The 24619-nt window shown below is 57.6% G+C and carries 23 protein-coding genes; 6 read left to right on the top strand and 17 right to left on the bottom strand.

Features of this window, described 5'->3' with window-relative positions; translation table 11 throughout:
• Positions 1–128 precede the first annotated feature (128 nt).
• The 6 genes from ICA16_RS03950 to ICA16_RS03925 all read right to left on the bottom strand — a co-directional run bounded on the left by ICA16_RS03950 (position 129) and on the right by ICA16_RS03925 (position 6357).
• Complete coding sequence (locus tag ICA16_RS03950; RefSeq protein ID WP_210700171.1) at positions 129–557, bottom strand: AprI/Inh family metalloprotease inhibitor; 429 nt, start codon at positions 555–557, stop codon at positions 129–131.
• A gap of 93 nt (positions 558–650) precedes the next feature.
• On the bottom strand, positions 651–2117 hold the full coding sequence (locus ICA16_RS03945) for a serralysin family metalloprotease (protein WP_150603872.1): 1467 nt from the start codon (positions 2115–2117) through the stop codon (positions 651–653).
• Positions 2118–2565: 448 nt separating this feature from the next.
• Positions 2566–3651 carry a polyamine ABC transporter substrate-binding protein gene (locus tag ICA16_RS03940; RefSeq protein ID WP_210699977.1) on the bottom strand — a complete coding sequence of 362 codons (1086 nt, stop codon included), beginning with the start codon at positions 3649–3651 and terminating at the stop codon, positions 2566–2568.
• Positions 3652–3707: 56 nt separating this feature from the next.
• Positions 3708–4052 carry a cupin domain-containing protein gene (locus tag ICA16_RS03935; RefSeq protein WP_210699976.1) on the bottom strand — a complete coding sequence of 115 codons (345 nt, stop codon included), beginning with the start codon at positions 4050–4052 and terminating at the stop codon, positions 3708–3710.
• 30 nt (positions 4053–4082) lie between these two features.
• Positions 4083–5489: an NAD(P)/FAD-dependent oxidoreductase gene (locus ICA16_RS03930; protein WP_210699975.1), complete on the bottom strand. Its 1407-nt coding sequence runs from the start codon at positions 5487–5489 to the stop codon at positions 4083–4085.
• Between the two features lie 52 nt (positions 5490–5541).
• Positions 5542–6357 carry a helix-turn-helix transcriptional regulator gene (locus ICA16_RS03925; protein ID WP_210699974.1) on the bottom strand — a complete coding sequence of 272 codons (816 nt, stop codon included), beginning with the start codon at positions 6355–6357 and terminating at the stop codon, positions 5542–5544.
• Positions 6358–6620: 263 nt separating this feature from the next.
• Between ICA16_RS03925 and ICA16_RS03920 the strand changes: the two genes are divergently transcribed.
• On the top strand, positions 6621–6893 hold the full coding sequence (locus ICA16_RS03920; protein WP_150603867.1) for a DUF1652 domain-containing protein: 273 nt from the start codon (positions 6621–6623) through the stop codon (positions 6891–6893).
• 50 nt (positions 6894–6943) lie between these two features.
• Here ICA16_RS03920 and ICA16_RS03915 read toward each other — a convergent pair whose 3' ends face one another.
• Positions 6944–9418 carry a UvrD-helicase domain-containing protein gene (locus ICA16_RS03915; RefSeq protein ID WP_210699973.1) on the bottom strand — a complete coding sequence of 825 codons (2475 nt, stop codon included), beginning with the start codon at positions 9416–9418 and terminating at the stop codon, positions 6944–6946.
• A gap of 277 nt (positions 9419–9695) precedes the next feature.
• Between ICA16_RS03915 and ICA16_RS03910 the strand changes: the two genes are divergently transcribed.
• Positions 9696–10391, top strand: a complete 696-nt coding sequence (locus ICA16_RS03910) for a pirin family protein (protein ID WP_210699972.1) — start codon at positions 9696–9698, stop codon at positions 10389–10391.
• Between the two features lie 76 nt (positions 10392–10467).
• On the opposite strand, the gene pgm is transcribed toward ICA16_RS03910, so the two are convergent.
• The 4 genes from pgm to ICA16_RS03890 all read right to left on the bottom strand — a co-directional run bounded on the left by pgm (position 10468) and on the right by ICA16_RS03890 (position 16694).
• Complete coding sequence (gene pgm, locus ICA16_RS03905; protein ID WP_150615550.1) at positions 10468–12114, bottom strand: phosphoglucomutase (alpha-D-glucose-1,6-bisphosphate-dependent); 1647 nt, start codon at positions 12112–12114, stop codon at positions 10468–10470.
• A gap of 105 nt (positions 12115–12219) precedes the next feature.
• Positions 12220–13620, bottom strand: coding sequence for an aminotransferase-like domain-containing protein (locus tag ICA16_RS03900; RefSeq protein ID WP_210699971.1), 1401 nt, complete (start codon positions 13618–13620; stop codon positions 12220–12222).
• A 49-nt stretch (positions 13621–13669) separates the two neighbouring features.
• Positions 13670–15124, bottom strand: coding sequence for a hypothetical protein (locus ICA16_RS03895; RefSeq protein WP_210699970.1), 1455 nt, complete (start codon positions 15122–15124; stop codon positions 13670–13672).
• Between the two features lie 547 nt (positions 15125–15671).
• The gene (locus tag ICA16_RS03890) at positions 15672–16694 is read right to left on the bottom strand and encodes a zinc-dependent alcohol dehydrogenase family protein (RefSeq protein ID WP_150603861.1); all 1023 of its coding nucleotides are present in this window, start codon (positions 16692–16694) and stop codon (positions 15672–15674) included.
• A 269-nt stretch (positions 16695–16963) separates the two neighbouring features.
• On the opposite strand from ICA16_RS03890, the gene ICA16_RS03885 reads away from it, so the two are divergent.
• Entirely contained in the window at positions 16964–17878 is a 915-nt protein-coding gene (locus tag ICA16_RS03885; RefSeq protein WP_228734124.1) for a LysR family transcriptional regulator, read from the top strand.
• Between the two features lie 408 nt (positions 17879–18286).
• Here the strand turns inward: ICA16_RS03885 and ICA16_RS03880 are convergent, their stop codons facing one another.
• The gene (locus ICA16_RS03880; protein ID WP_210699969.1) at positions 18287–19189 is read right to left on the bottom strand and encodes a LysR family transcriptional regulator; all 903 of its coding nucleotides are present in this window, start codon (positions 19187–19189) and stop codon (positions 18287–18289) included.
• Positions 19190–19337: 148 nt separating this feature from the next.
• On the opposite strand from ICA16_RS03880, the gene ICA16_RS03875 reads away from it, so the two are divergent.
• Together ICA16_RS03875 and ICA16_RS03870 are read left to right on the top strand one after the other, a co-directional pair.
• Entirely contained in the window at positions 19338–19535 is a 198-nt protein-coding gene (locus ICA16_RS03875; RefSeq protein WP_210699968.1) for a tautomerase family protein, read from the top strand.
• A gap of 86 nt (positions 19536–19621) precedes the next feature.
• Complete coding sequence (locus tag ICA16_RS03870) at positions 19622–19975, top strand: putative quinol monooxygenase (protein ID WP_210699967.1); 354 nt, start codon at positions 19622–19624, stop codon at positions 19973–19975.
• 320 nt (positions 19976–20295) lie between these two features.
• On the opposite strand, the gene ICA16_RS03865 is transcribed toward ICA16_RS03870, so the two are convergent.
• Both ICA16_RS03865 and ICA16_RS03860 read right to left on the bottom strand, forming a co-directional pair.
• Positions 20296–20706, bottom strand: coding sequence for a VOC family protein (locus tag ICA16_RS03865; protein ID WP_210699966.1), 411 nt, complete (start codon positions 20704–20706; stop codon positions 20296–20298).
• Between the two features lie 77 nt (positions 20707–20783).
• A complete protein-coding gene (locus tag ICA16_RS03860; protein ID WP_210699965.1) occupies positions 20784–21524 on the bottom strand; it encodes an SDR family NAD(P)-dependent oxidoreductase in 741 nt (246 codons plus the stop codon).
• 156 nt (positions 21525–21680) lie between these two features.
• Between ICA16_RS03860 and ICA16_RS03855 the strand changes: the two genes are divergently transcribed.
• The gene (locus ICA16_RS03855) at positions 21681–22340 is read left to right on the top strand and encodes a TetR/AcrR family transcriptional regulator (RefSeq protein ID WP_210699964.1); all 660 of its coding nucleotides are present in this window, start codon (positions 21681–21683) and stop codon (positions 22338–22340) included.
• A 24-nt stretch (positions 22341–22364) separates the two neighbouring features.
• Here ICA16_RS03855 and ICA16_RS03850 read toward each other — a convergent pair whose 3' ends face one another.
• Genes ICA16_RS03850 through ICA16_RS03840 form a run of 3 tightly spaced genes read right to left on the bottom strand, consistent with a single transcriptional unit; the run spans position 22365 to position 24499 of the window.
• The gene (locus ICA16_RS03850; RefSeq protein ID WP_210699963.1) at positions 22365–23339 is read right to left on the bottom strand and encodes a saccharopine dehydrogenase family protein; all 975 of its coding nucleotides are present in this window, start codon (positions 23337–23339) and stop codon (positions 22365–22367) included.
• On the bottom strand, positions 23336–23737 hold the full coding sequence (locus ICA16_RS03845) for a VOC family protein (protein WP_210699962.1): 402 nt from the start codon (positions 23735–23737) through the stop codon (positions 23336–23338). The genes ICA16_RS03850 and ICA16_RS03845 overlap by 4 nt, the downstream gene beginning before the upstream one ends.
• Positions 23738–23755: 18 nt before the next feature.
• Complete coding sequence (locus ICA16_RS03840) at positions 23756–24499, bottom strand: SDR family NAD(P)-dependent oxidoreductase (protein WP_210699961.1); 744 nt, start codon at positions 24497–24499, stop codon at positions 23756–23758.
• Positions 24500–24619: the final 120 nt, after the last annotated feature.

Below are 24619 nucleotides of genomic sequence, written 5' to 3'. Positions count from 1 at the left end.
TTTACAGGGTATTCGCTTACAAATTCATAACAACTTGCGCTATCTAATGCGGTGCAGTTGAGATTGAACATGCCGCTTATAACCTGACAGTGAGGCTTTATATTAAAACCTTGTCGTCTGATAGATCTTTACGACTGTTGCGCAACGCGCTCCAGGGTAATTTTCAGACCTGACTTCAAAGTTGCCAGATAAAGCCCGTCACGTTGTCGGCTGAAGAACTGGATTCTTGAGCCCTCTTTACCAGTCATCGAAATACCGTCCGGTTCGGGAAACCAGCCAATCGGTGCCTCTTCAAGCCATGCCCCCAGGCAGTCAGCGCCTTTACCAATCGTCTGGTTGGATTGCAGATCGACAGCGCAGGTATTCGACGGTTTATCCTGCAGTTTTTGCGCTTCAGCGCTGTCATTGCTAGCGCTCAGCGTCGCCTGCCACTGACCGGCAAATACCGAAGGTTCTTCGAGCCTGAGGCTGCTTGCCATGCTTGTCTCTCCTGAAATCATCATCAGCGCCGCCATCAGCCACGCCACCGTCATGTAGGTAAAAACGTTTCGACTCATAGGAAATTTCACCCCGTTGCGTAGCCTTGCCTACAGGGCAAGACGATGCAAGCGAAGAAAGCGGCGCATCACGCGCCGCCCTCTTGTTTCACATCAAGCCACGATGTCGCTGGTTGCTGCCTGGCCAACGGTGCTGACCTGGAAGTCGGCCGCGCCGAATCCGGAGAAGTCCACCGAGAGCAGGCTGTTGCCGCCCGACGAGGTCAACACTGCATCGCCCGCCGCACCGGTGAAGGCGCTGACGAAGTGCAGGCCGGCGCCCTTGGTGATGCCGGTCAGGTCGATTTTGTCCAGACCGCTGACAAAATCGAGGATCTGATCGATCGCACCCGGCTTCGAATCGGAGCTGGCCGCGAACACGAACGTGTCCGAACCCGCGCCACCCCACAGCTTGTCGGCACCGCCAGCCCCGTAGAGGATGTCGTTGCCGGCACCGCCCTTGAGCTCGTTGGCCACGCTGTTGCCGATCAGCAGATCGCTGCCCGAACCACCGATGGCGTTCTCGATGATCGCGCCCTTGGCAATGGACACGTTACCCACCATTCCGCCAACGTCGGAGAACGAGGCGTCATTGAGGTTGATCTTCTGGTTTTGGGTAAACCCCGAGAAGTCCAGAGTATCCTTGCCGCCCGCATCCCAGACCGAGAACACCACTTTGTCACTCGACGACGAAGCGCTGAGGAAGTCGCGACCGGTGTTGGAGTTGAACCCGTAGGTGGTGTCACCGGTACGGGTGGTGGTGTTGGCGCCGTAGAGTTTCTGGATCGCTGCAATATCATCCATCAGCGGGCCGGAGGCATAGGCTTCCACACCGTTCTTGCTGAAGTTCTGGTTAGTGTTGCTCTCGCTCCAGTAACTCATGATGCTGTAGCCGCGGGTGTCTTGCCCGTAGGAAGCATCGTTATAGGTCGGGTTGCCATTACCGGCGTTGTAGTCGCCAGGGTGGGCCAGACCGAGGCTATGACCGATCTCGTGAGTCAGGGTCTGACGACCGTAGTTGTTCAGATCCGGGTTCTTGTTTTGCGTGTAGCCACTGTTGATCAGATACCACGAAGTGCCGTCATAACCATTGCCGGTGCCCGGCAGATAGGCAAACGCTGCAGCGCCGTCCTGACCACCGCTGTAGTTGCCGAAGGTCATGTGACCGTCACCGCCCGTAGCTTTTTCGGTGAAGGTGACGTTGGCGACATCGGCCCAGGATTGCATGGCGAGCTTGGCCTGGTTTTGTTGTTGTGTACTGAACTGACTGAACCCGCTGATCCCGTGCTTGTTCATCGTGCTCGATGAAGCAGAAGTCAGGAACGTGTAGGTGAGTTCGATCTTGCCGCTGCCGTCCTTGTCCTGGTAGGCAGCGCCGTCGCGCAGCAACTGGGTTGCGGCCTGGTCGACGGAAAAGGAGGGTTTGCCATTGACCGTGAGGTTACCGCCGCGATCGTATTGATGGCTGAAGCTATTGATCTGGTTCCAGGCGGAGCTGGATGCTGCCAGCGACTGCGCAGCCCCTACAGGTTGGAAAGCCTGTTCGGCGGTATCAATAGCGTTCTTTTTAACTTTCGACATAAACACACTTCCTTGTTAAGCAATGGAACAGTTTTTGTCCGATAGCGACAATCTCTGGCGAGATCGTCCTATCACTCGCCCAATGAAGGCGTAAGAAACCTGACACAATTTGAAATCTGCCGTAAAGCATTTTTTTGAATTTAAATCGGGCTGTTCCGGGAATCTCCCGTAAACAAAGCATGTGCGGTCGAAAGAATGTTTCAGACGTCTCGATTGCGCCTAATTGTCTGACGATTTTCTATTTAATTATTAAATATGGCTAAGTTGTTTTTTGTCGAAGGCGTCTCACTTTCTGCTACTTATTAGTGCAAGTGCCAGCGCATTGATATCAACCATATTCATCACCCACTGTAGGAGCTGCCGAAGGCTGCGATCTTTTGATCTTGCTTATACAAAAACAGATCAAAAGATCGCAGCCTACGGCAGCTCCTACAGGGGAAATCGTGGGTCAGCTACCGGTACGAATCTTGTTCCAGACCCGAGTACGAATCCGGTCGATGTTCATCGGCATTGCCTCCAGCGCGAACAATCTGCCCAACATCTCCGGAGTCGGATAAACCTTGGTGTCGTTCTTGATTGCCGGGTCGATCAGGCTGTCGGCCTGCTCATTACCGTTGGCGTAGTGCACCGAGTTGCTGATGTCGGCCATCACATCCGGGCGCAACAGGTAGTTCATGAAGGCGTAACCGGCCTTCTCGTCCGGTGCGTCGTTCGGCATCGCGACCATGTCGAACCAGATCGGCGAACCTTCCTTGGGAACCGCATAGCCGATCTCGATGCCGTTCTTCGCCTCTTTGGCGCGGCTCTCGGCTTGCAGGATGTCGCCGGAGAAACCCACCGCCACGCAAATATCACCGTTGGCCAGATCGCTGGTGTACTTCGAGGAATGGAAATAGCTGACGAATGGCCGCACTTTCATCAGCAACGCTTCGGCTTTCTTGTAGTCCTCGGGGTTCTTGCTGTGGTGCGGCAGGCCCAGGTAATTGAGCGCCGCCGGGAGCAATTCCGGGCCGTTGTCGAGGATGGCGACGCCGCACTTCTGCAGTTTTTCCATGTACTCGGGCTTGAAGATCAGGTCCCAGGAATCGACCGGCGCGTCGTCGCCCAACACCGCTTTGATCTTGGCCACGTTGTAACCGATGCCGGTGCTTCCCCACAGATACGGGAAACCGTGCTCGTTGCCCGGGTCGTTGGTTTGCAGGGCCTTGAGCAACACCGGGTTGAGGTTTTTCCAGTTCGGCAACTGGCTCTTGTCGAGCTTCTTCAACGCGCCGCCCTGAATCTGCCGGGCCATAAAGTGGTTGGACGGAAAGACCACGTCGTAACCGGAGTTGCCGGTCATCAACTTGCCATCGAGTGTTTCGTTGCTGTCGTAGACGTCATACGTGACGCCAATGCCGGTTTCTTTCTGAAAATTTTTGGTGGTTTCAGGCGCGATGTAGCTGGACCAGTTGTAGACCTTGACCGTGTCGGCGGCGTGACTGATGGAGGCGACCAGCAACAGCGGCGCCAGAGTGAGGGTTTTCTGGATCATGGGTCGATTCCTGTAGAGGCTATTGTTGTTTGGCAGGCAATCAAAAGATCAAGCAATCAGAAAATCAGCACGTAGGTTTTGCGCACGGTTTCCTGGATATCCCAGATGCCGAGCGTGTTGGCCGGCAACATCAATGCGTCGCCACCTTGTATGCGCAGGGTTTCGCCACCGTCGTCCGGGGTGAACGTGCAACGCCCGGAAATGAAATGGCAGAACTCCTGCGCGGTAATCTGCCGCCGCCAACGGCCGGGGGTGCATTCCCAGACGCCGGTTTCGACGCCATCGTCGCGCTCGACGCTGGTAGTCGAGGCAATGGCGATCGGCTCGCCAAGCGGTACGGCGACCGGATTGGATTCGTCCAGTTGTAGCGTGGCGGTGTTTTTGAACTGGGTGATGCTCATGGCGTTACCTGTCTTGTGAATAAACAACTGTCAGTGCATGAAACCTTCCATGAACCCGGCCACCTGGCTGGCGAGTTTGCGCCGCCATGGCGCAGTCGCCGGGTTGGCCAGAGTCTGATCTTCGTGGACAAAGCTTTTGATGATCGCGTTGTAGCCAAGCCAGCGGCACGGTTCCGGCTCCCAGGCACGCAGCGCATGAATCCCGCCGTCCGGCAGCACCCACGGCTGGTGAACCAGTTCGCTGTCGCGCTCAAGGATCAGATCGGCCAGGGTACGACCGCCGAGGTTGCTGGCACCGACGCCCTCCCCGCCATAGCCGCCGGCCAGTGCAATACCGTTGGCCCGATCGCAAAGCATGTGCGGCTTGAAGTGTCGGGACATGCCGAGGTTGCCGCCCCACGCGTGGGTGATCTGCACATTTTTCAGTTGCGGGAACAGCTCACCGAACAGATAGCGACGCAGCTCCACTTCATCGCGGGTCAGATCAAAGTTGTGGCGCAGCTTGCCAGCGAATTGATAACCACCACGGGCGCCGAAAATCAGACGGTTGTCGGCACTGCGCTGGCCATAGGTGACCTGGCGACTGAATTCGCTGAACGCCTGGCCGCGGCTGAGGCCGATCTCGTCCCAGGTAGCGGCGGACAGCGGCTCAGTGGCGACGATCAGGCTTTGCACCGGCAATTGGTAGCGCCCCAGAGGTGGCAATGTCACCGAATAACCTTCCACCGCCGGCACGATCCAGCGACTGCGCACATGGGCTTTGGCAGTGCGCAAGCTGCCCGACTGCCAGTGCGTAACGGGGCTGTTTTCGTAAATCTTCACGCCCATGCCTTGTACGGTGCGCGCCAGGCTGCGCACCAGTTTGGCCGGGTGAATAGTCGCCACATGCGGGGCATAGATGCCACCGTAAGGTTTGGCGACACGAATCTGCTGCGCCAACTGCTCGGGGCTGAGCCAGCGGTAATCGTCGTCGGTCAGGCCCTGGGCGTGGAGTTTGGCCAGATATTCGCGCAGCGTGGCTTCCTGTTCCGGATATCGCGCCGCGCAGTACAGCACGCCGCCCTTGCGGTAATCGCAGTCGATACCCTCACGTTCGAGGACGACTTCCACTTCATCAGGAATGCTGTGCAGCAGATCAAACGACGCGCGGCGCTGCTCGGGGGACAGGCCGGCGAGCAAACGATCCTCGCCAAGCAGATTACCCATCAGCCAGCCGCCGTTGCGCCCGGATGCGCCAAACCCGGCGGTTTGTGCCTCGATAATCGCGACATTCAGGCCCGGCGCGTGCTTTTTCAGGTAGTACGCCGTCCACAGCCCGGTGTAACCGGCGCCGATGATTGCCACGTCGACGTCCAGATCCCGCTCAAGCTCGGGCCGCGCGATCAGCGGCTCGTCGAGTTGATCCATCCACAAACTGATAGTGCGCCACGCTGGCATGCAAGACTCCGCCACTGAAAACCTTCGATGGCGTTGATCCTATTGCGCAAGCTCAGGGAATGTCTTGCGCGCGTGTCCGCAAAGAAATTTGTTTAACGTAGGCCTTGGGTGACTGGCCGGTATGTTGCCGAAAACAGCTATAGAAAGCCGAGAGCGAATTGAAACCAGCGGCGAACGCCAACTCATCGATGCGCACTGGCGGCACGGCATCGTCCAGTGACTTGAGCAGATGTTGCAGTCGCGCGTGGTTGACGTAGCGGTAGAAACTTTGCCCAAGCACCTGATTAAGCAGGTAGGAAATCTGATTGCGGCTGTACCCGCACTCTTTCGCGACCCGTTGCAGATCAAGTTCCGGATCGAGATACGGTTGCTGACGTTCAAAGTATTGCTGCAGATCGTCGGCCATAAAACTCAATTGACGCGGCGACAGGCCCAGGCGACTGACGGCCGGGCGCTGGCTCGGCGCTGTCGTATTGCCGGCCTGCGCACGCACCAGTGAGGCGTATTCATTGACGCGCCAGATCAGCCCGTCTTTTACCGTGATCGCCTCGCTGGAGCGGAACGACACCAGTCCTTCACCGCCGCGCAGGGTCACTTCGTACTGAATGAACGCCGTGTTGCCGTCGACGCGAATGCGGTCGCAATGCTCAAGCGCTTCGTCGGATTCACGCGGCATGCTCACACGCACGTACTCGCGCAACTCGTCGAGGCCGAGCACGCGGTTCTGGAAAAAATCGCTGTATTGAATGTCCGGGTGATACAGCGCCATGACGCTGTCCAGATCGCGGTGTTTCCAGCTCAAGTGATAGCGCATGACCGTGGCGGTCGTGGCCTGGGTCTGTGCGGGGCCGTCGTCGTCGGCGTGCATAAGGAGCTCGGCGAAAAAGAACCGAGCTTGCCCAAGTTCGGCACGGGCATCAATGACTAATCCGTGGTGGCATTTTGGCGATGAATGCGTAGGCCGTGACCTACATCAAAAAATACGAATCAATCGCAAAATGAACTGAAAATTCTCACAGGAATTTCACATTGAGATGCTACTTTTAATGTCAGTCACCGGTTGAGCCAATGAAGGCTCTTCCCACCTAACATGAGCTAAAGGAAGCGCTCGATGAAGAAGGCGGGCAACACATGAATAAAGGGTCAAGCAAAGTCACGTTCCCCAACGCCTGCCAGCTGATGCGCTGGCATTTTCATCCCATGGGTTTCGAGGCAACGATGGATGCACCGGGCAGCATGATTGCCCGATTGTTTGATCGAGCCAGTGGTGAAACCATGATCGCCATCGCTGGCATCCCGTGCGCAACAGTAATGAATGCGGCAGACGTCGAGCGAATTATCGAGGCTGTGGAGGATGAGCTGGACGCTTTCATACCTCCAGAGTCTCTCAGGAATTACGCATAACTGTTTGATTTACAACAAAAAGCCCGCATTGATGCGGGCTTTTTTGTGAGTCACGCGGTTTGCTTTTCCGCTCGATGATCAGCGAAGAACGGTTTGCCTTTCGCCACGCGGTCGGACGCTTTGGGCATGTTCACCGCTTGCGCTTCCTGCGGATCGACATACCAGTAACAGTGGCTGACCGCGCGGGTAATCCCTACGTACGCCAGGCGTAAAATTTCGTCCTTTTGCGCGCTGTCGTACGGCTCACTGTCACCGGTTTTGCCCAATCCGGCCATGCGATACACCTGATTTTTGTAGGGGGAACTGGTCAGGTGCTGACAGTCACCCAGCAGAAACACCGCGTCTGCCTGCAGACCCTTGGCGCTGTGATAGGTCAGTTGTCTCAAGCGGCGAGCTTCGTACGGCAAGCTAGAATCAACATTAACTACAGACTGAATATGCTGCTCAATCAATAACTTATCGCTGCTTTTTCGATAAAGCATCAAGATTGAATGTCCTTGTCGATAGTGCTCTGCAAGGCGCTCGCCCAGTGCCTGATCGTCGCGCTCCAGCACGTTGACCGGCTGCAATGGCTTGGGCTCACCGCTCGCCTTGGCCTTCTTGCCGGGGATCGCCGGCGCGGCACGTACGATGTGTTCCGCCGCATCGATGATGTGCTGATGACTGCGATAGTTGTCGCTGAGCATCACACGCGTGGTGCTCGGCGACGGGAATTCCTTGTTGAACTCCATGAAATAGCTCGGTGAACTGCCGCGCCAGCCATAAATCGATTGCCAGTCATCCCCCACACATAGCAGCGACGAGCGCTGCGCGCCTCGCCCGACATGCATGGCCGGCCCACGGCTGCGAATCTCCGAGAGGCTCGCGCGTATCCACGAAACGATCTGTGGCGAAACGTCCTGAAACTCATCGATCATCAGGTGCGACATCGGTCGCAGCAGTTCATCGCTGAGCAGTTTGAGGTTTTCCGGCGAGTGCTCGCTGAACAGCGCGAACATGCGGTTGTAGGTCATGATCGGGGGTTTCTGGTCGAGCAGATGATCTTCCAGGGCGCGCCAAAACAGGCTCAACGCCTCAAAGAAAAACCGGTCGGGGTCATCTTTGGCGAAACTCATGCGGCCAACAGCGTCCGGCACGTCCAGCCCCAGGTTCTCGATAAAACCGGCCGCGGCGACAAAACAGTCGAGCAACGGCGCTGAAGCGAGTTCGCCTTTAACCTTGTAGTCGAAGCCCGGGCCAGCACTGGCATCGCCCGCCAATGTCGCCAAAACCCGCTTTGACGACTCGTAACTATCTATCCATATCAATGGCTTACGACAGAAAGCTTGAAACAGGGTGCGCTTGACTGCCCATTCTGCACGTATCGAAAGCTTCGCATTGGGTCGGCTCAGCTGCGCGTTTTCCCGGGGATCGAAACCGAGCACGACCCACGCGTCGAGGCTTGGAATGTAGCCATGGCAGTGGAATTTAGCGCCGTTGATTTCGAAGGTCTGGCGGTTTGGCTCAATGCCTTTGATAGGCCAGGCACCGGCGCCGAACCACAGATCTTCGATGGCATCGCACAGTTCTTCATCGCGTTTGGCCGCCAGCTCGGTGACAGCCATGCGCTTCTGCACATCAGGGTGATCACGCTCCAGCTCCTTGAGCTGCAACCCGGCCTTGGACATCGGCTGAATCAGTTGGCGGAAACGTTCGTCCTGAGTGAACAAGCGGTGATAGCAGGCATTGAGCTGTTGGCGCTGCGCGTCGTTGATACGCAGATCGAACGGATTGCTGTCGACCTCCTCGTCAGCGCCGGGCGCTCGATGGCTGAGGTTCTCGAAAGCCTGCAAACGTTCGAAACCCGCGAGGCTGCGCACCATTGGCAGGATTCGCGAGTGGAAGGTTCGCACCAGTTCCCGCGCCTGTTTCAGGCTCAGCGCTCGTCCCCAAAGCGCAAACAGCTCGATCAGTTTGTTGATGAAGTCCTTGCGCGACTCGCGGGTGAAGGTCACCACGGTCATCGAATCGAGCTCAAAGCCCAGATAGTGAGTCAGCAATAGAATGCGCAGCACCAGCGTGGTCGACTTGCCCGCTCCGGCGCCGGCCACCACGGAAGTCGATGGCGTATCGCTGAAAATCATCTTCCACTGCGCAGTGCTTGGCTGAGCGTGTGCGGGGAGTAAACGCGCGACATCAGCCTTGATGCGCTTCTTCAGCTCCGCAGTGAGCGGCAGACGCCAGTCGTCGAACAGGTGGTTATCCACGCTTGGCGGACGATGTTCGGTGTTGCGGCTGTCGCGGATCAGCAACACTTGCCGGCCTTCTTCAAACCCCTCGAGCTTGCCCTCTTTATACCCGTACTCGACACCCGCGGTATGACCGCTACGGAAGCCGTCCGCCTGACCATGTAGCCACGAAGCACGGTGTTGCGCGCGCAAACGCGTCAAACCGTGGCCGAAGAAACGTGCGGCCATACGTTTGAACCACGGCATCTCGGCCAATGGACGAAGTTCGGGAGGAAGATCGGGGGTTTGTTGCGCCACGCTGACGGGCTCCAGTGGGTAAGGCTGTTGAGGGCTATGGTGTCTTTATTTAACGCTGAGTTCTAGCGAAATGCTTACGCTTCATTGGTTTAGGCGATGAACTGAAGGTGGAGTGAGAAATTTTCGATTTTTTTTTGATCGACTTATTCGATGCTGATGCCGCACTTTTTACGCTTTTTATCGATACTTGGCTGATAGATGATCGCCGTCATAAACCACCGGTATTGGGCCGGGCGCAGTCACCGCGCCCCGTCATTAACCTTTTGAGGAGACGATCATGCTTGAACTCAGACCTTTCAACACACTGGGCGGCGCCCATCATGGCTGGTTGGATGCCCATCACCATTTTTCGTTCGCCGAGTACTACGACCCACAGCGCATGAGCTGGGGCAATCTACGGGTGTGGAACGATGACGTAATCGCCGCGGGCAGCGGTTTTCCGCAGCACCCGCACCGCGACATGGAAATCATCACCTACGTGCGCGAAGGTGCGATTACTCATCAGGACAACCTCGGCAACAAGGGCCGCACCGAGGCTGGCGACGTGCAAGTCATGAGTGCCGGCACTGGTATCGCGCACAGTGAATACAACCTCGAAGCCCAGGACTCCAAAATCTTCCAGATCTGGATCCTGCCCACCGAAACCGGTGCCCCGCCGTCCTGGGGTGCAAAACCCTTTCCCAAAGGTCAGCGTGAAGGGTTTGTGACACTTGCCAGCGGTAAGGATGGCGATGATCAGAGCCTGCGTATCCGCGCCGATGCACGCTTGGTGGCAGCGAACATCAAGGCTGGGGAAACGGCGGAATATCGTCTCGACGAAGGACGCCGCGCCTATCTGGTACCGGCTACGGGTGTGATTGAAGTCAACGGCTTGCGCGCACAAGCTCGAGACGGCGTGGCGGTTGCGCACGAGCAGGTGCTGAACGTTACTGCGATTGAAGACAGTGAGATTGTGTTGGTGGATCTGGCTTGATCGCCTGATTGCAGGCAAAAAAAGGGGCAACCACTATGATCGCCCCTTTTTTTGGCTCGGCAGCCCTGATTTCAGCTTATTTGCTGGAAATGGCGCCATCCACCAGAGCTTGCGCTTCAACCACCAATTGCTTGAGGTGTTCGTCGCTGATGAAGCTTTCGGCGTAGATCTTGTAGATGTCTTCGGTGCCTGACGGACGCGCCGCAAACCAGCCGTTCTCGGTCATCACCTTCAAACCGCCAATCGCCTGATCGTTGCCCGGTGCGTGGCTGAGAATGCTTTGAATCTTCTCGCCCGCCAATTCGGTCGAAGTGACTTGCTCCGGCGACAGCTTGCTCAGCAGCGCTTTCTGCTCCGGATTGGCCTTGGCGTCTACGCGCACCGAGAACGGCTCGCCCAGTTCATCCGTCAGCGCCTTATAGGCCTGGCTTGGATCGCGTCCGGTGCGAGCGGTCATTTCTGCCGCGAGCAGTGCCGGGATCAGACCGTCCTTGTCGGTGCTCCATACACCGCCGTCCTTGCGCAGGAACGATGCACCGGCGCTTTCCTCGCCACCAAAACCCAGGGAACCGTCGAACAAGCCGTCCGCAAACCATTTGAAACCGACCGGCACTTCGTAGAGACGACGCCCCAGGCGCTTGGCCACGCGATCGATCAGACCGCTGCTGACCACGGTTTTACCCACACCAGCATCGGCACGCCACTGCGGACGGTTCTGGAACAGATAATCGATGGACACCGCCAGATAGTTGTTCGGCGCGAGCAAGCCACCGGACGGAGTCACGATGCCGTGGCGATCGTGATCCGGATCGCAGGCAAACGCCACGTCGAAACGCTCCTTCAAACCGATCAAGCCTTGCATCGCATGGCTCGATGATGGGTCCATGCGAATCTGGCCATCCCAATCGACGGTCATGAAACGGAAGGTTGGATCGACTTGCTTGTTCACCACGTCCAGATCCAGACGATAGTGCTCGGCAATCGCCGACCAGTAGCGCACCCCTGCTCCACCCAGCGGATCGACACCCAGATGCAGTTTCGCATCACGAATGGCATCGAAGTCGATCACGTTGATCAGATCAGCCACGTAAGTATTCACGTAGTCATGACGATGGGTGGTGCTTGCCTTGAGCGCCTGCTCGTAGCTGATGCGTTTCACGCCAGCCAGTTTATTCGCCAGCAGTTCGTTGGCCTTGGCTTCGATCCACTTGGTGATATGGGTGTCGGCCGGCCCGCCATTTGTTGGATTGTATTTATAGCCACCGCTTTGTGGCGGATTGTGCGACGGCGTGATGACGATGCCATCGGCCAGGCCCGAAGTACGGCCGCGGTTGTAGCAAAGAATGGCATGGGAAATGGCCGGCGTCGGCGTGTACTCGTCACCTTCGGCGATCATCACGGTCACACCGTTCGCCGCCAGCACTTCCAGAGCGCTGGCACCCGCGGGGGTCGACAACGCGTGGGTGTCGATGCCGACAAACAGCGGCCCGGTGATCCCTTGGGCCTCGCGATACAGGCAGATCGCCTGACTGATCGCCAGCACGTGCCATTCGTTGAAACTCAGGTCGAAAGAACTGCCCCGATGCCCCGACGTGCCAAACGCCACACGCTGCGTGGAAATGGAAGCGTCAGGCTGGCCGGTGTAATAAGCCGTTACCAGTCGCGGGATATCGACCAACAATTCTGCCGGTGCCGGTTTGCCCGCAAAAGGACTGAGTGTCATGCAAAACCTCTGAAATAGAGTGATTCAGGAATAGAGCGCAGTTTACTGGCAGTTTGACCGCAGTGCGATGGGATCTATCCGGAACACTTCCGATGTTTTTTAACGTTAACCCTCGGGTGCCAGACGCAATGCGTCGCCCAGCAGCCCGACGACATTGGCCAGATCGTGGTCCCCGTGACTCAACGAGCTCAAGCGCAGATGGTGCGCGTGCAAACCCTGCAGGCTGAACAACTCCCCTGGCGCGATGATGATCTGTTGCTTGAGCAGGCGCTGAAAGACATTCCCCATGTCCACCGGACGCAACGAGCTTACCCAGACCGTCGCCCCGCCCTGCGGCTCGACAATCTGCAGCGAGTCGCCCAGGCGCTCGCGCAATAACTGGATCAACTGCGTCCGTCGCTCCTTGAGCATCCGCCGCAGTACCGACATATGCTGGTCCAGCCGGCCGCCGCCCAGCAGTCTCGCAATCGCTTTCTGGCGGATCAGCGACAAGCTGAACGCGCGTAACAGGAAATGGCGTTGCAACTCACTGCGCCAATGGCGCGACAGGATAAAACCGAAAGGCGCCTCTGCACCGATGAACTTCTCGAACGTGGAAAACACCAGCAGGCGATCCGGGTCCAGCCAGTCGCGCAGGCGTCGGGATTCGATCCCTTCATCGAGTTCGCTGTAGCAGTCGTTTTCCAGAACCCAGGTGCCATGACAGCCGAGCAAATGGGCGATGGCCTGCCGATTGGGCGCAGATAGCAGGCTGCCGTGGGGCATGCTCAACGCTGAGGATAACAGGATCAGTCGTACCGGTTCGTTCTTGAGCAAAGACTCCAGGCGCTGCGGATCAATCACCCCGTCGGCGAGCAGCGGCAATTCGATCACGCGCACTTCGGCTGACTCCAGCAGACGCAGGATCACCCAGTCACACGGCGACTCAACCACCACGGTGGCCCCACGCAACTCGAGTACCGAAATCAGAATTTCCAGTACCCCGCGCAAATCGGCGCCGATATAGACGTCATCGGCATGCCAGCAATTCACCGTCGATGAGGTGTAACGCGCAGCCAGAACGGTGCGCAACTCCAGCTCACCGCAAGGCTGCACCAGTATTTGCGGCTGTCGCGGATACTGGCGTAGCAACTCCCGCTCAAGCATCAATAAAGGACGGTCCAGCGGTTGCAGCGAAGCCGGCTCATCAGCGCTCAGTACACACATGCCCGGTCGCTTGGCATTGACGTAGACGGTTTCGAGCAGATCCCTGCCACACTCGGGCAAGTCCAGCGCGGGCAGTGCTTGCGCGTAATAACCGGATTTGGCGATTGAATAAACCCGGCCCTCCTTTTCCAGCAACGAATAAGCGTACTGGACGGTCGAGATCGACACATTGAGTCGATCAGCCAGTTGCCGCAAGGATGGCAAGCGCCCTGCCGCGCCGCTCCCTGCTTCCTCGATCAGTAACGTCAGGTAGCGATAAACAGCCTGATAAACAAAGTCGTTTTCCCGCGACGTTTTCACGAGCCGGCATCCATTGGCTGTGATTCAGGGTTATGCGATGGGCTCACGGTCAGCCTTCCGCCGATCGATCGTTTGCTGGCTCGGCACCCGCCTCCTGCGCACTGGCACTGTCGCCGGACGCAAGCAACCGAACGGGCCCCATGGAGTAGAGACGCACAATCAATTTGACCGGCAACCCGCTGACGTCCGTCATCCACTTCAGCACTTGCTCAGGTGCATGCAGACCCTGCATTGCCCGGTGCAGATCCGGCAATGCCACCAACATGCCGGGATGACAATTGCGCAGAAACCGTTCCAGTCCTGCCCCGCTATCAACAAACGGTGCAAACAGCAGGCACATCAGCTGGGTATCGTTCATGTCGAAACCGGCCGAGAGCCAGCCTTCCGCCTGCACCCGCAACTGTCGCGGATCCTGCAGATTGCCGAAGTTGGCGAGCATCTGTTCGCAAACCGGCTCGGGTACCTGTCTGCGCCGCATCGTCTCCAGACTGCTGTGCAGGTATTCGCTGATTCCGGCCTCGTAGGTTCTCCCCTCGATGAACCGCGCCTGCATTCCTCGAAGATGCGCAGCGACCAGAGGATCTGCATATTCATCGTCAATTTGATAAAGGCTCAGGTCATCCGCCTGGAACCCGAGAAAGTCACTGAGCAACGGCCAGCGCTCCTCGAGCTTGCCGACGATCATGTCATTGATGTTGATGAAACCGGTGCGCCGACACGCTTCGAACTCACCTTCGGGGCGCCAGGTTACCTGCTCCTCTTCGGTGTAGAACTCGCGGTAGTAATCCCCGCCCAGCCCGTCGAGCAGCGGGAATAGCGCTTCAAAGCCAGCAGAGCTCACCAGCGGACCGGCAATGGAGGCTTTTTGAACAGCACGACTCAAGCCGTCGAGAAAGTGCTTCTGGCGGTGTAACGACTCACTGCCGATCATGGCATCGACGCCATTGTTCCAGCGGGAGATCTGACCGTAGTACTCGGCAGTAGCCAGATAAGCGTCGTCCCACAACTCAAGCGCTTCGCCGTAGTTTCTTCGATGCCCCAGCAAAAGCAGGTTAAGACGATGGGTCTCGCGCCCCTCTTCGCAAATCGGTGCCTGATGGTCGAATGGCAGGACCTGGCGATGATCCAGCATCAACAGCTCGACCCGAGGATCGTCATAGAGGAACAGCGCCCCGTAGCTTCGGTGCATGTTCTGCAGTGCCGTGTCACTGTTGCCGCTCCAGCGTAAAGTCGCCACCCGTAGCTGAAACGTACCGGGCGCGCGCCCGGCGATACTCAACTGCGCTGCCCGCAGCAGCGCCAATGTGTAACAGCTGTCGCGCGACCCGGTCTGGTTGACCAGCACCTTGAATTGACCGATGTTCTCCATGCCGCCAGCAGCCACGGCCAATCGCTGAATCAGCAACTGCAATGCCGTGCGCTCCGCTCGAGAGAAAAAACTCAGCAAACGTTGCAATACTTGCTGGTAGACATAATTCATTGCCTGATCATGGATCGTGCTCATCGGTATTTACCCGGTATAAAAGGTTTCATGGCGCGCAGACAGAAGACCGACCGCACGACAATTAATCAATAAGTAATAGACGCTCAGATGCTAACACTTACAAATTCGTAGTTATTTGAAACACTTGACCTGAGAAAAACTCTATTTTCGCCACAGGGCGCTCTCAAGTGATTGTTATGCAAGGGTATTTTTTATTGACAAATAATCCTAGGAAACTTCCCACAACGTCCCACGACAAGTGATTACAAGAAAAAGAGAAGGAGTTTCGGAATAGCCCTACAGCAATTAAACAAAGATTGCCGTGTTTAACAAAACTGAGGTCTATATGTTGAGGACGGTAAATTGAATGCACAGCCATGGCTCATTCCTTGAGATGAAAGTAATCACTCAATTATCAGGGCTTACATTGCGATTAGAAGATACAGATCCAGAGCAAAAACCAGTTCAGTTGCTGAACAGGTCCCGGACATGGCGCCAGAGAGCTTTGCTTTTCAGACGGGGATAAACACGAAAGAGTCCGTGGGGCCACGGACTCTGATGACGAGGGTTACGCCGACTCGATTTGAAGGGCAACCCGTTCGCGGCATGGGCATTCGTCCATGTAGCGATGCGCTTCGACGAACTCGCTGAACGGGAACACCCGGGTCTTGAGCGGAAGCAACACGCGGTCAGCGGTCAACTGGTTGATGTCACGCAGGGCACGTTGCAGGGCCACGTGATCCTGGGTGATACCCAGCTCCGGTTTGCCGGTGAAGTTGCCGATGCAATGCACAAAGAACTGGATGTTCTTCTGGAACGCTGCGCATGCCGGGAACGGCGTCTGGTTCCCACCCTGCAGGCCGTACAGCACAAGGCTGCCACGGGGCGCCAGCACATCGCCAAGCAGCGACATCTGCGGACCGCCAAGGCCGTCGAACACCACATCGACGCCACGGTTGTCGGTGATCTTGTTGATTCGCATCAACAGATCTTCCTCTTCGGTGACAATCACCTTTTCCGCGCCCAGAGACAGCAGGTACTCGCGCTCTCCCGCCTCTTTGGTGGCGGCAATGACCCGCACGCCCATGGCCTTGCCCAGTTGTACAAACGAAGGGCCGGCGCAATGGCTGGCGTCAGTGACCAGGGCAAACTGCCCCGGTTTGACCCGTGCCAGATCGGCGTAGGCGAAATAGGCGATCAACAGCGGTGTGTAATGCACACTGGCTTCGATCGGGCTGAGCACATCCGGATAACGGGTCAGCGCAGTACGCGGCAGTACGATCGACTCGCCGTAGACTGGATAGTCGTTCGGACTTTCGGCCGGGAAACTGGCGACCTTGTCACCGACGGACAGGTCTTCGACATCAGCGCCAATCGCCGTGACCACGCCGGCCATTTCATGACCAAGGCCTGATGGCAGGCGTGCCTGGGACGACGCCAGATTCTGGCGCCAGAGCGTGTCGTACCAACTGATGCCGATTGCCTCGACACGCACCTGCACTTCGCCAGGACCTGGCTGAGCGGCCGCATGCTCTTCGCATTTGAGCACCTCGGCCGGACCAAACTTGTGAAAACGGATCGTGCGGGACATCGCAAACCTCGTCAAAGTAACCTCTAATGCCATGAACTCTATCTGGGCTTTTAACCCAAGACTATCAGTGGCTATTAATAGTCGACATGCCTGTCATTGATTCCGCAGTATGGGCGGTATTGGCAAAATCCTTGAAAAACTGCTGCCACCGTCTGAGTAAAGCTGAATTTTCCGGTGCAGAGTACCAGTCTTTCCCCGTAAGATTCATGCCGGCCATTGTTCTCATATGGCTGCCCTCGTCAAGCTTGATGACTCTGCCAGGACTCCAGATGAATCGTAATGACCTGCGTCGTGTCGACCTGAACCTGTTGATCGTATTCGAAACGTTGATGCATGAGCGCAGTGTGACCCGCGCCGCCGAGAAATTGTTCCTCGGCCAGCCGGCGATCAGTGCGGCGCTCTCGCGCCTGCGCAGCCTGTTCGATGATCCCTTGTTCGTACGCACCGGCCGGAGCATGGAACCGTCCGCCCGCGCGGTGGAAATCTTCGCCCTGCTCTCGCCTGCCCTCGACTCGATTTCGACCGCCGTCAGCCGTGCGGCAGAATTCGATCCGGCCACCAGCACTTCGGTATTTCGGATCGGGTTGTCGGATGACGTCGAATTCGCCTTGCTGCCGATGCTGCTAAAACGCCTGCGCGCCGAATCACCGGGAATTGTGCTGGTGGTGCGCCGGGTCAACTACATCTTGATGCCGGGCTTGCTGGCTTCCGGCGAAATCTCCATCGGCGTCAGCTACACCACCGACTTGCCGGCCAATGCCAAGCGCAAGGTACTGCGCCGTAGCGCGCCCAAGTTACTGCGCGCCGACACCGTGCCGGGGCCGCTGAGCCTCGACGATTACTGCGCCCGCCCCCACGCCCTGGTGTCGTTTGCCGGCGACCTCAGCGGTTTCATTGATGAAGAGCTGGAGAAACTCGGCCGCAAACGCCATGTGGTACTGGCCGTGCCGCAGTTCAATGGTTTGAGCACGCTGCTGGCCGGAACTGACATTGTCGCAACCGTGCCGGACTATGCCGCCGAAGCATTGACGTCTGCTGGTGGCGTCCGCGCAGAAGATCCGCCGTTGCCGACGCGCACGTTTGAACTGCACATGGCGTGGCGTGGGTCGCAGGATAATGATCCGGGCGAGCGTTGGTTGAGGTCGCGGATTCAGATGTTTTTTGGCGACCCTGAGAGTCTCTAGGCGTCGTCGGGCAGGCTGTTGATCTGATCATTTTTGCCTTTCCACAAACCATGGAGCTCCATTCACTTCCAGTGGATTGCTACATTGGGGGCACATCTGAGGGCATGCTTTGGATGGTTTGAAAAGGATGCCCTGAGCTCAGGTCCAATAGCGTCTTTTCTCGAAAAATCATACGCTGCTGTTCCCGTGCCGCCGTCGCAGCAATCGCGCGGCCGCTTGCGCGTCAGCGCCTCGGCGACCCTGGCTTCGGACCGCCTGATCCCGTCGCTCGCCGCCTACCTTAAGGTCTAACCGAAAGTGGAGATCGAATTGCAGTTCAACGACTGGGTGGTGGATCTGGTAGAAAGTCATTTCTACGTGGAATGTGTTTGTGCAGAAAACACCATCCGTTGATTGCGTGTACGGTCTTTACTGCCAATGCGCGCACAACTTGACCAACTCATCGACCACATAGCGGACCTTGGGACGCAGGTGCGACACCTTCGGCCAGACCGCATGCACATCAACCGCTTCAGGCTCATAGGCTTGCAGCACCTCGACCAGCCTGCCGGCCTCGATGTCATTCTGGAACAGGCTGCGTGGCATCTGGCACAGGCCGGCGCCAGCCACGGCGGCAAGAATCATGACTTCGCCATCGCCGATCTGATGCGTTGAAGGAGGGGCGTAACGGACGGTCTGACCCGCCTGCATCACTCGCCATGCCAGCGGCTGGCCGCGCCGATGACCGACGATGCAACGATGCTGGGTCAGCTCTTCCAGGGTTTGCGGGGTGCCGAAGCGCGCAAGGTAGTCAGGGGAAGCGCAGACGGCCCAGCGTTGGCGGGTCAATCGTCGCGCTACCAGGCCGCTGGTGTCCTGCAGTTCGCCGAACCGTACTAACAAATCGATACCCTCTTCGAACGGGTCGACCAGATGGTCGGAAAACGTCAGGCTCAATTGCAGCGCCGGGTATTTATTGGCGATCTCAAACAACAGCGGGGCGACGACCCGCCGTCCGAAGGCCACCGGGATATCAACCCGCAAACGGCCAGAAGGTTCACCACCACTTGGCCCCAGCCCGCTTTCAGCGGTGCCGATTTCCTCCAAGGCCGTGGAGCATGCGACGTAGTAGGCCTCACCATCGGCGGTGAGAGATATCCGTCTCGTCGTGCGATGAAACAACTGCGTGCCCAAACGCTCTTCCAAACGCGCAATGGCCTTGCCTACGGCAGATTTTGACAGTCCCAAGCGATCTGCTGCCTGGGTAAAGCTGGACGAGCGCGCGGCCACAACAAAGGTGATGACGCCCTGAAAGGAGTCGATAGGTACCATGCTGCGCCCGCCATTGTAGAATTTAAGTCTATCCAGATTATAGCTGCAGGCCGTTTATCGCCACCGCACTCAACAAACGATGGATTTCAGCAAGGCAATGGTGCACTTCGCGCACCTCCCCATATAAATGTCCTAGAAGGAATACATCATGCCCGTCGTACGTGTGAGCTGGTTCGAAGGTAAGGAACATGCGCAGAAATCCGCTGTTGCAGCCGACATCACCGAAAGCATCGTTAAACACACCGGTACCGATGCCAATTACATCTACGTGATTTTCGAAGACGTAGCCGCAACGGATTGGGCCGGTGCCGGCAAGCTATTCGCCCAAGCCCCCGAAAAGCCCTGACGCCCCTGACCTGCATCACATGCACCGGCTAATCCAGCGCTGCGGCCGTGCAGGTATCTGTCGTACATCTGCCGGAGATAACCATCATGCTTCCCCCTATTTCCTGCCTGTTTTCCCTTACGGTGAAACCCGCAGAGTTCGCTGAATTCAAGGCGCTGATCGCCACCATCGTTGCCGCCACCCGCGCCAAGCCCGGTACGCTGGTTTACGAATACAGCGTTAATGAAGACAACAGCGCCGTGCACATTTTGGAGCGTTATAACGTCGATGCAGTGGTCAGTCACGTCGACACCACGCTCGCCCCTTTCGGCCAACGTTTTCTGGAACTGTGCACCGTTTCCAGCCTCGTGGTGTATGGCACCCCCGACGCTGAAATTCGCAAGCGCCTGGACCCGTTCGGCGCCGTTTACATGACCCCATTCGACGGTTTCAGCCGCTGAGTTGAAACAAGGCGCAGATCCAACAGTGACTATCCTGCCCTGCCCATCCTTATCCCGCACAGAGATCACCATGTCCGCTATCGCTGAAGTTATTAAGTCTCGCGTCTCCGCCAACAGCTACGACACTGAACGGGATGAGCGCGGCTAACTTTATCCGCGGCGTGTTTCGGCGCTATTTATCCGAGACAAACAGTTCGATCCGCAAACGCAGTAATTGACGCTTTCGCGCAGCGACGGAGGTGCTGCCGCTGGTAGCCGATGCCGCTTCTAAAAATTGAGGCTGACCCCGGCATCTGGAATGGACCTGATGTGAGCCTCGATCAAGAGGCCACTTGGCAAACGGCTTCCAGATTCACGCCATCAGGTGTCAGCACATAAGCGGCGTAGTAATCGGCGTGGTAGTGCGGCCTGATGCCCGGCGGCCCATTGTCCCGTCCGCCGGCAGCAATGCCGGCTGCGTGGAAAGCATCAACCGACTCACGACTTGGGGCGATCAGTGCTATATGCACCCCGTGACTGGCGACGGACGCGTCATGCAACCAAAAGAAAGGCTTTCCTCCAGAACCAAACCCCAGCCGTCGAGGCTTCAGCCCTGGCGGATCCGCCTCGGTACTCATCAACAGGGTGATCCCTAACGGCCTGAGCACCGATTCGTAGAAGGCTTGAGAATACGAAGTGTCCGAAACAGCGATGCCCATATGATCTATTGCCGAACCAGTAAAGTCGCTCATCAGGTAACTCCTTAATTGCCGATTCATCGGCATCGCATACAGCTTTTAACCACAGAGAAGGACTGTTCCGTACCCGCCTAGACCTGGGATGCACCACCGTCGGCGAACAGTTCAGCGCCATTGACGTAGCTTGACGCATCACTTGCGAGGAACAGCGCGGCCTGGCCGATCTCGTGGGCCTGACCGATCCGACCAAGTGTGCTCTTCTCGCTGAGAACATCGATGATCTGCTGTGCGTTCTCGCCCAGTACATCGCGCAGAGACTGGGTGTTCACCGGGCCGGGACTGAGCAGGTTGATGCGAACGCCAGAGCCCTTGATATCCAGAATCCAGCTGCGCACCAGCGCCCGTAGCGCTGCCTTGGTAGCCCCGTAGACACCGAGGCCGGGGCCAGGATTGATGGATGCGGTCGAGCCAATGATGACGATACTGCTCCCCTTGCCCATTAAAGGCAGCGCACCCTGCACCGTGAAAGTCGTGCCCTTGACGTTGGTTGTAAACAGCTTATCGAAGCCTGCGACGGTGATTGCTCCCAAGGGCTCGACTGCACCTGTCCCAGCGTTGGCAATCAGCACGTCAATACGGCCATGGACCGCCTGTATGTGACCGAATAGCGCGTCAAGGTCGGCGGGGTCCGAAATGTCTGCGCATACGGTAGACGCGTGCGCACCGAGGCGGCTCACGGCATCGTCGAGTTGGGCCTGGCGACGCCCGGTTATGATCAAAGTGGCACCTTGGTTGGCGAACGCTTCTGCAATCGCGAAGCCAAGGCCCGAAGAGCCACCGGTTACCAAAACGACTTTATTGTTGAACAGCATGAGAAACACCTCCAGGAATTTATGTAGCAAACACTATATAGATTTGCGCCCACCCACAAGTTTTTTAGCGACCACTACATAAAAAGACCTGCACGCGGCGATTGATATACGTTGTAGCGGTCGCTACAGTCGCCGTATCGACTCAGCGAGATGACCATGAACGAAAACAACCGACAGCGCCGTCCCGCCTTCGACCGCGAGCAAGGGATAGCCATCGCTCAGGCGCTGTTTCATCAACACGGTTTCGACGCGGTGAGCCTGGCCGATCTGACCAATGCCATGAACATCAAACCACCGAGCTTCTATGCCGCCTACGGCAGCAAGGCGGAGCTATTCGAGCGGGCGATGCGTCGCTACGCCGGTGAAAGCGCGCTTCCTTTAGACAGGCTTCTGGCGCCGGGTCGACCTCCTGCTCAAGCGCTGACTGCACTATTGATTAGCGCTGCGACGCAATACGGACGAGATAAAACCTTGCGTGGATGTTTGATCACCGAGGGCATGCGGGCGGACGACCCGATTGCCCGAAACATGGCAGAGAAATTGGGTGATGCCGCGATTCAGACGATCCGTGGTTATCTTGACCAGGTTTGCCCGCAAGCCGCGCAAACGCTGGCCGACTACGTGCTGATTACCCTGCGAGGCCTATCCGCCGCCGCATGCAGTGGCCTGTCTCGAAAACGCTTGATGGAAGTAGCCCAAGTTGCCGGCAAAGCAATTTCCCTGGTATTGGCAGAACACGAGCCACCGCAGACTTCTGAGCCACTCAGTACTGCGCATCTTCCAACAAGCTTCGACTCAGGGCGTTCGTCGGCTTGACATCTTGAACAGCCACCACTCACCTCAGAAGTCGGTGATCACCGTGCCGGCAATACTCTGGGCAAACCCACCTCCAAACACGTTGGCCGGCGTGGTAAAACCCGGCTGCTGCTCACCGTTCATTACTCGCCGCGCAGCTTCTACCGCCGCCAGCGGCGTATAGGAATAGCCGTTCACGGTTTCAATCACCGAGCGCGCGATTTCGCCATCAGTCCCGGTGACCTCAACCACTGCCCGCGCGCGATGAGCAGCCCTTTGCTCGGGTGTGGGACCATCAGGCAACTGCGACAGATCACCTTCGGGAAACGCGTCACCCGTGATATGCACGAACATCGCAATATTGCGGATGCCGGTCGAATGCCAGCCCGTCACCAGGTCGCCGAATGACAACGGCGCACAGAGGACCGGTCCCTGGCCAAAATCAAAGAGCCGCGGCGCTGCATCCGGTGTCGCAACCAGTTCGCCATCAACCCTGGCGAGCACGCCTGCGCCGATGATTTCGCTGACGCTCATCGCAGACCCGCGAGACATCGAACCGGGAACCTGAAGCGCGACACTCAGCGCAACCGGTTTTACTGCACGCTTGGCAACATGCACCGCCAGCGAATCGGTAGGAACGACATCCCAGCCGACACCCGGCAACAGCATGACGTGATTCGCAGCCGCTTCAGCACCCAGCCCCTCAGCCATGCGGTAAATATTGATCTCGGCAGTGATGTCCAGATAGTGCACGCCGACCTTGATACAGGCGTGCATCAACGGCTCGGCCGTTTGCGCGAACGGCCCGGCGAAGTTCAGCAATACTGAGATGCCAGACAAAGAGTCTTCGGCATCATGGGTATCAAACACCCGATAAGGCACATCCAACTGCGCTGCGAGCGTTTCGAGACGCTTGGCATTACGCCCGGCGATTTCGAAATCCAGACCGAGCGCTTTTGCTCGCTCAGCAGCCATACGACCGGTATAGCCTGTAGCTCCGTAGATCAGTAGCGTACTCATTGGACGTGCTGCCATTTCTTGTAGACGAATTCGAGGCTGTACCCATCCGGGTCCAGCACATTGGCGGCGTAGTAATCGGGGTCGTAATGCAAGCGCGCCCCAGGCGGGCCGTTGTCGACCGCCCCCTGATGCAGGGCCGCGGTATAAGCGGCGTCAACCTCCGCGTGGCTGCTTGCGACAAAACCAACATGGACCGCGCGCCCTTCCACGACGCCCTCACGCAACCAGAAAAACATCCGGCCATTGGCACCGAAGCCTTTCAGGTCAGGATGACCCGATGGGCCATCCTTGCCGTCGTAATTCAACCGCGCGGTGATACCCAACGGGCTCAGGGCGGCTTCGTAGAAACGGATGGACCGTGCGATATCGCTCACGGACAAAAAGATATGATCCAGCATGGCGAAATCCTCATGTATTCAGATGTTGTAGCCACCGGCCACTTCGAGCGTCTGGGCATTGATCCAGGCGCCCTCTTCTGACAGCAACATGGCAATGACGCGCGCGACGTCTTCCGGCTCGCCGACCCGGCCGAGCGCTGTTTGCGCCGCCAGCTTCGCCTCGAACTCAGCGTTTAGCCCCCCGCCCAACTCGGTGCGGATGGCGCCGGGTGATACCGCGTTGGCCCGTATGCGCCGATCGCCGAATTCTTTGGCCATGTAACGGGTGAGCACCTCAAGCCCGCCCTTGAAGGCAGCATAGGGTGCCACGCCAGCGGTGGCGACGCGGGTAGTGGCACTGGTCAGGTTGACAATACTGGCGTTTTCCGCGAACAGCGGCAGTAGGGTTTGAGTGAGAAAAAACGGCCCTTTGAGGTGTACGTTGAACAGGCCATCGAACTGCGCCTCGGTGACAGTTGCCAAGGGATTGAACAGGCCGTACCCGGCATTGTTGACCAGGCCATTCAGCAGGGTGGCGTTCCAGGTGTCCCACAAGGTCAGTACCACTGACTCGCGAAACGCTTCGAAGCTGCCAACATCAGACACGTCGAGCTTGAGCGCGACAGCTTTGCCACCGACGCGCTCGATGCGTTCCACGACTGAGGCAGCGGCCTGGGAATCAGCGTTGTAGGTCAGGATGACACCCATACCGCGCCGAGCAATGTGCTCGGCTGCACTGGCACCGATTCCACGGCTGCCGCCGGTAATGACGATGACGCTCATTTGATGTTCCTCTGTGGCTTATAGGTGGCCCCACAGTACTCATCATGATCGCCAGGGTCGTGCCCATTTCAACTTGAAACCTGCCTGTTTCTGCTTTTCGCTTGCATGGCGCAGCGTTCT

Source organism: Pseudomonas anatoliensis (genome assembly GCF_017976235.1).
Taxonomy (GTDB): Bacteria; Pseudomonadota; Gammaproteobacteria; order Pseudomonadales; family Pseudomonadaceae; genus Aquipseudomonas; species Aquipseudomonas anatoliensis.
This window is presented reverse-complemented; position numbering and strand designations above follow the sequence as displayed.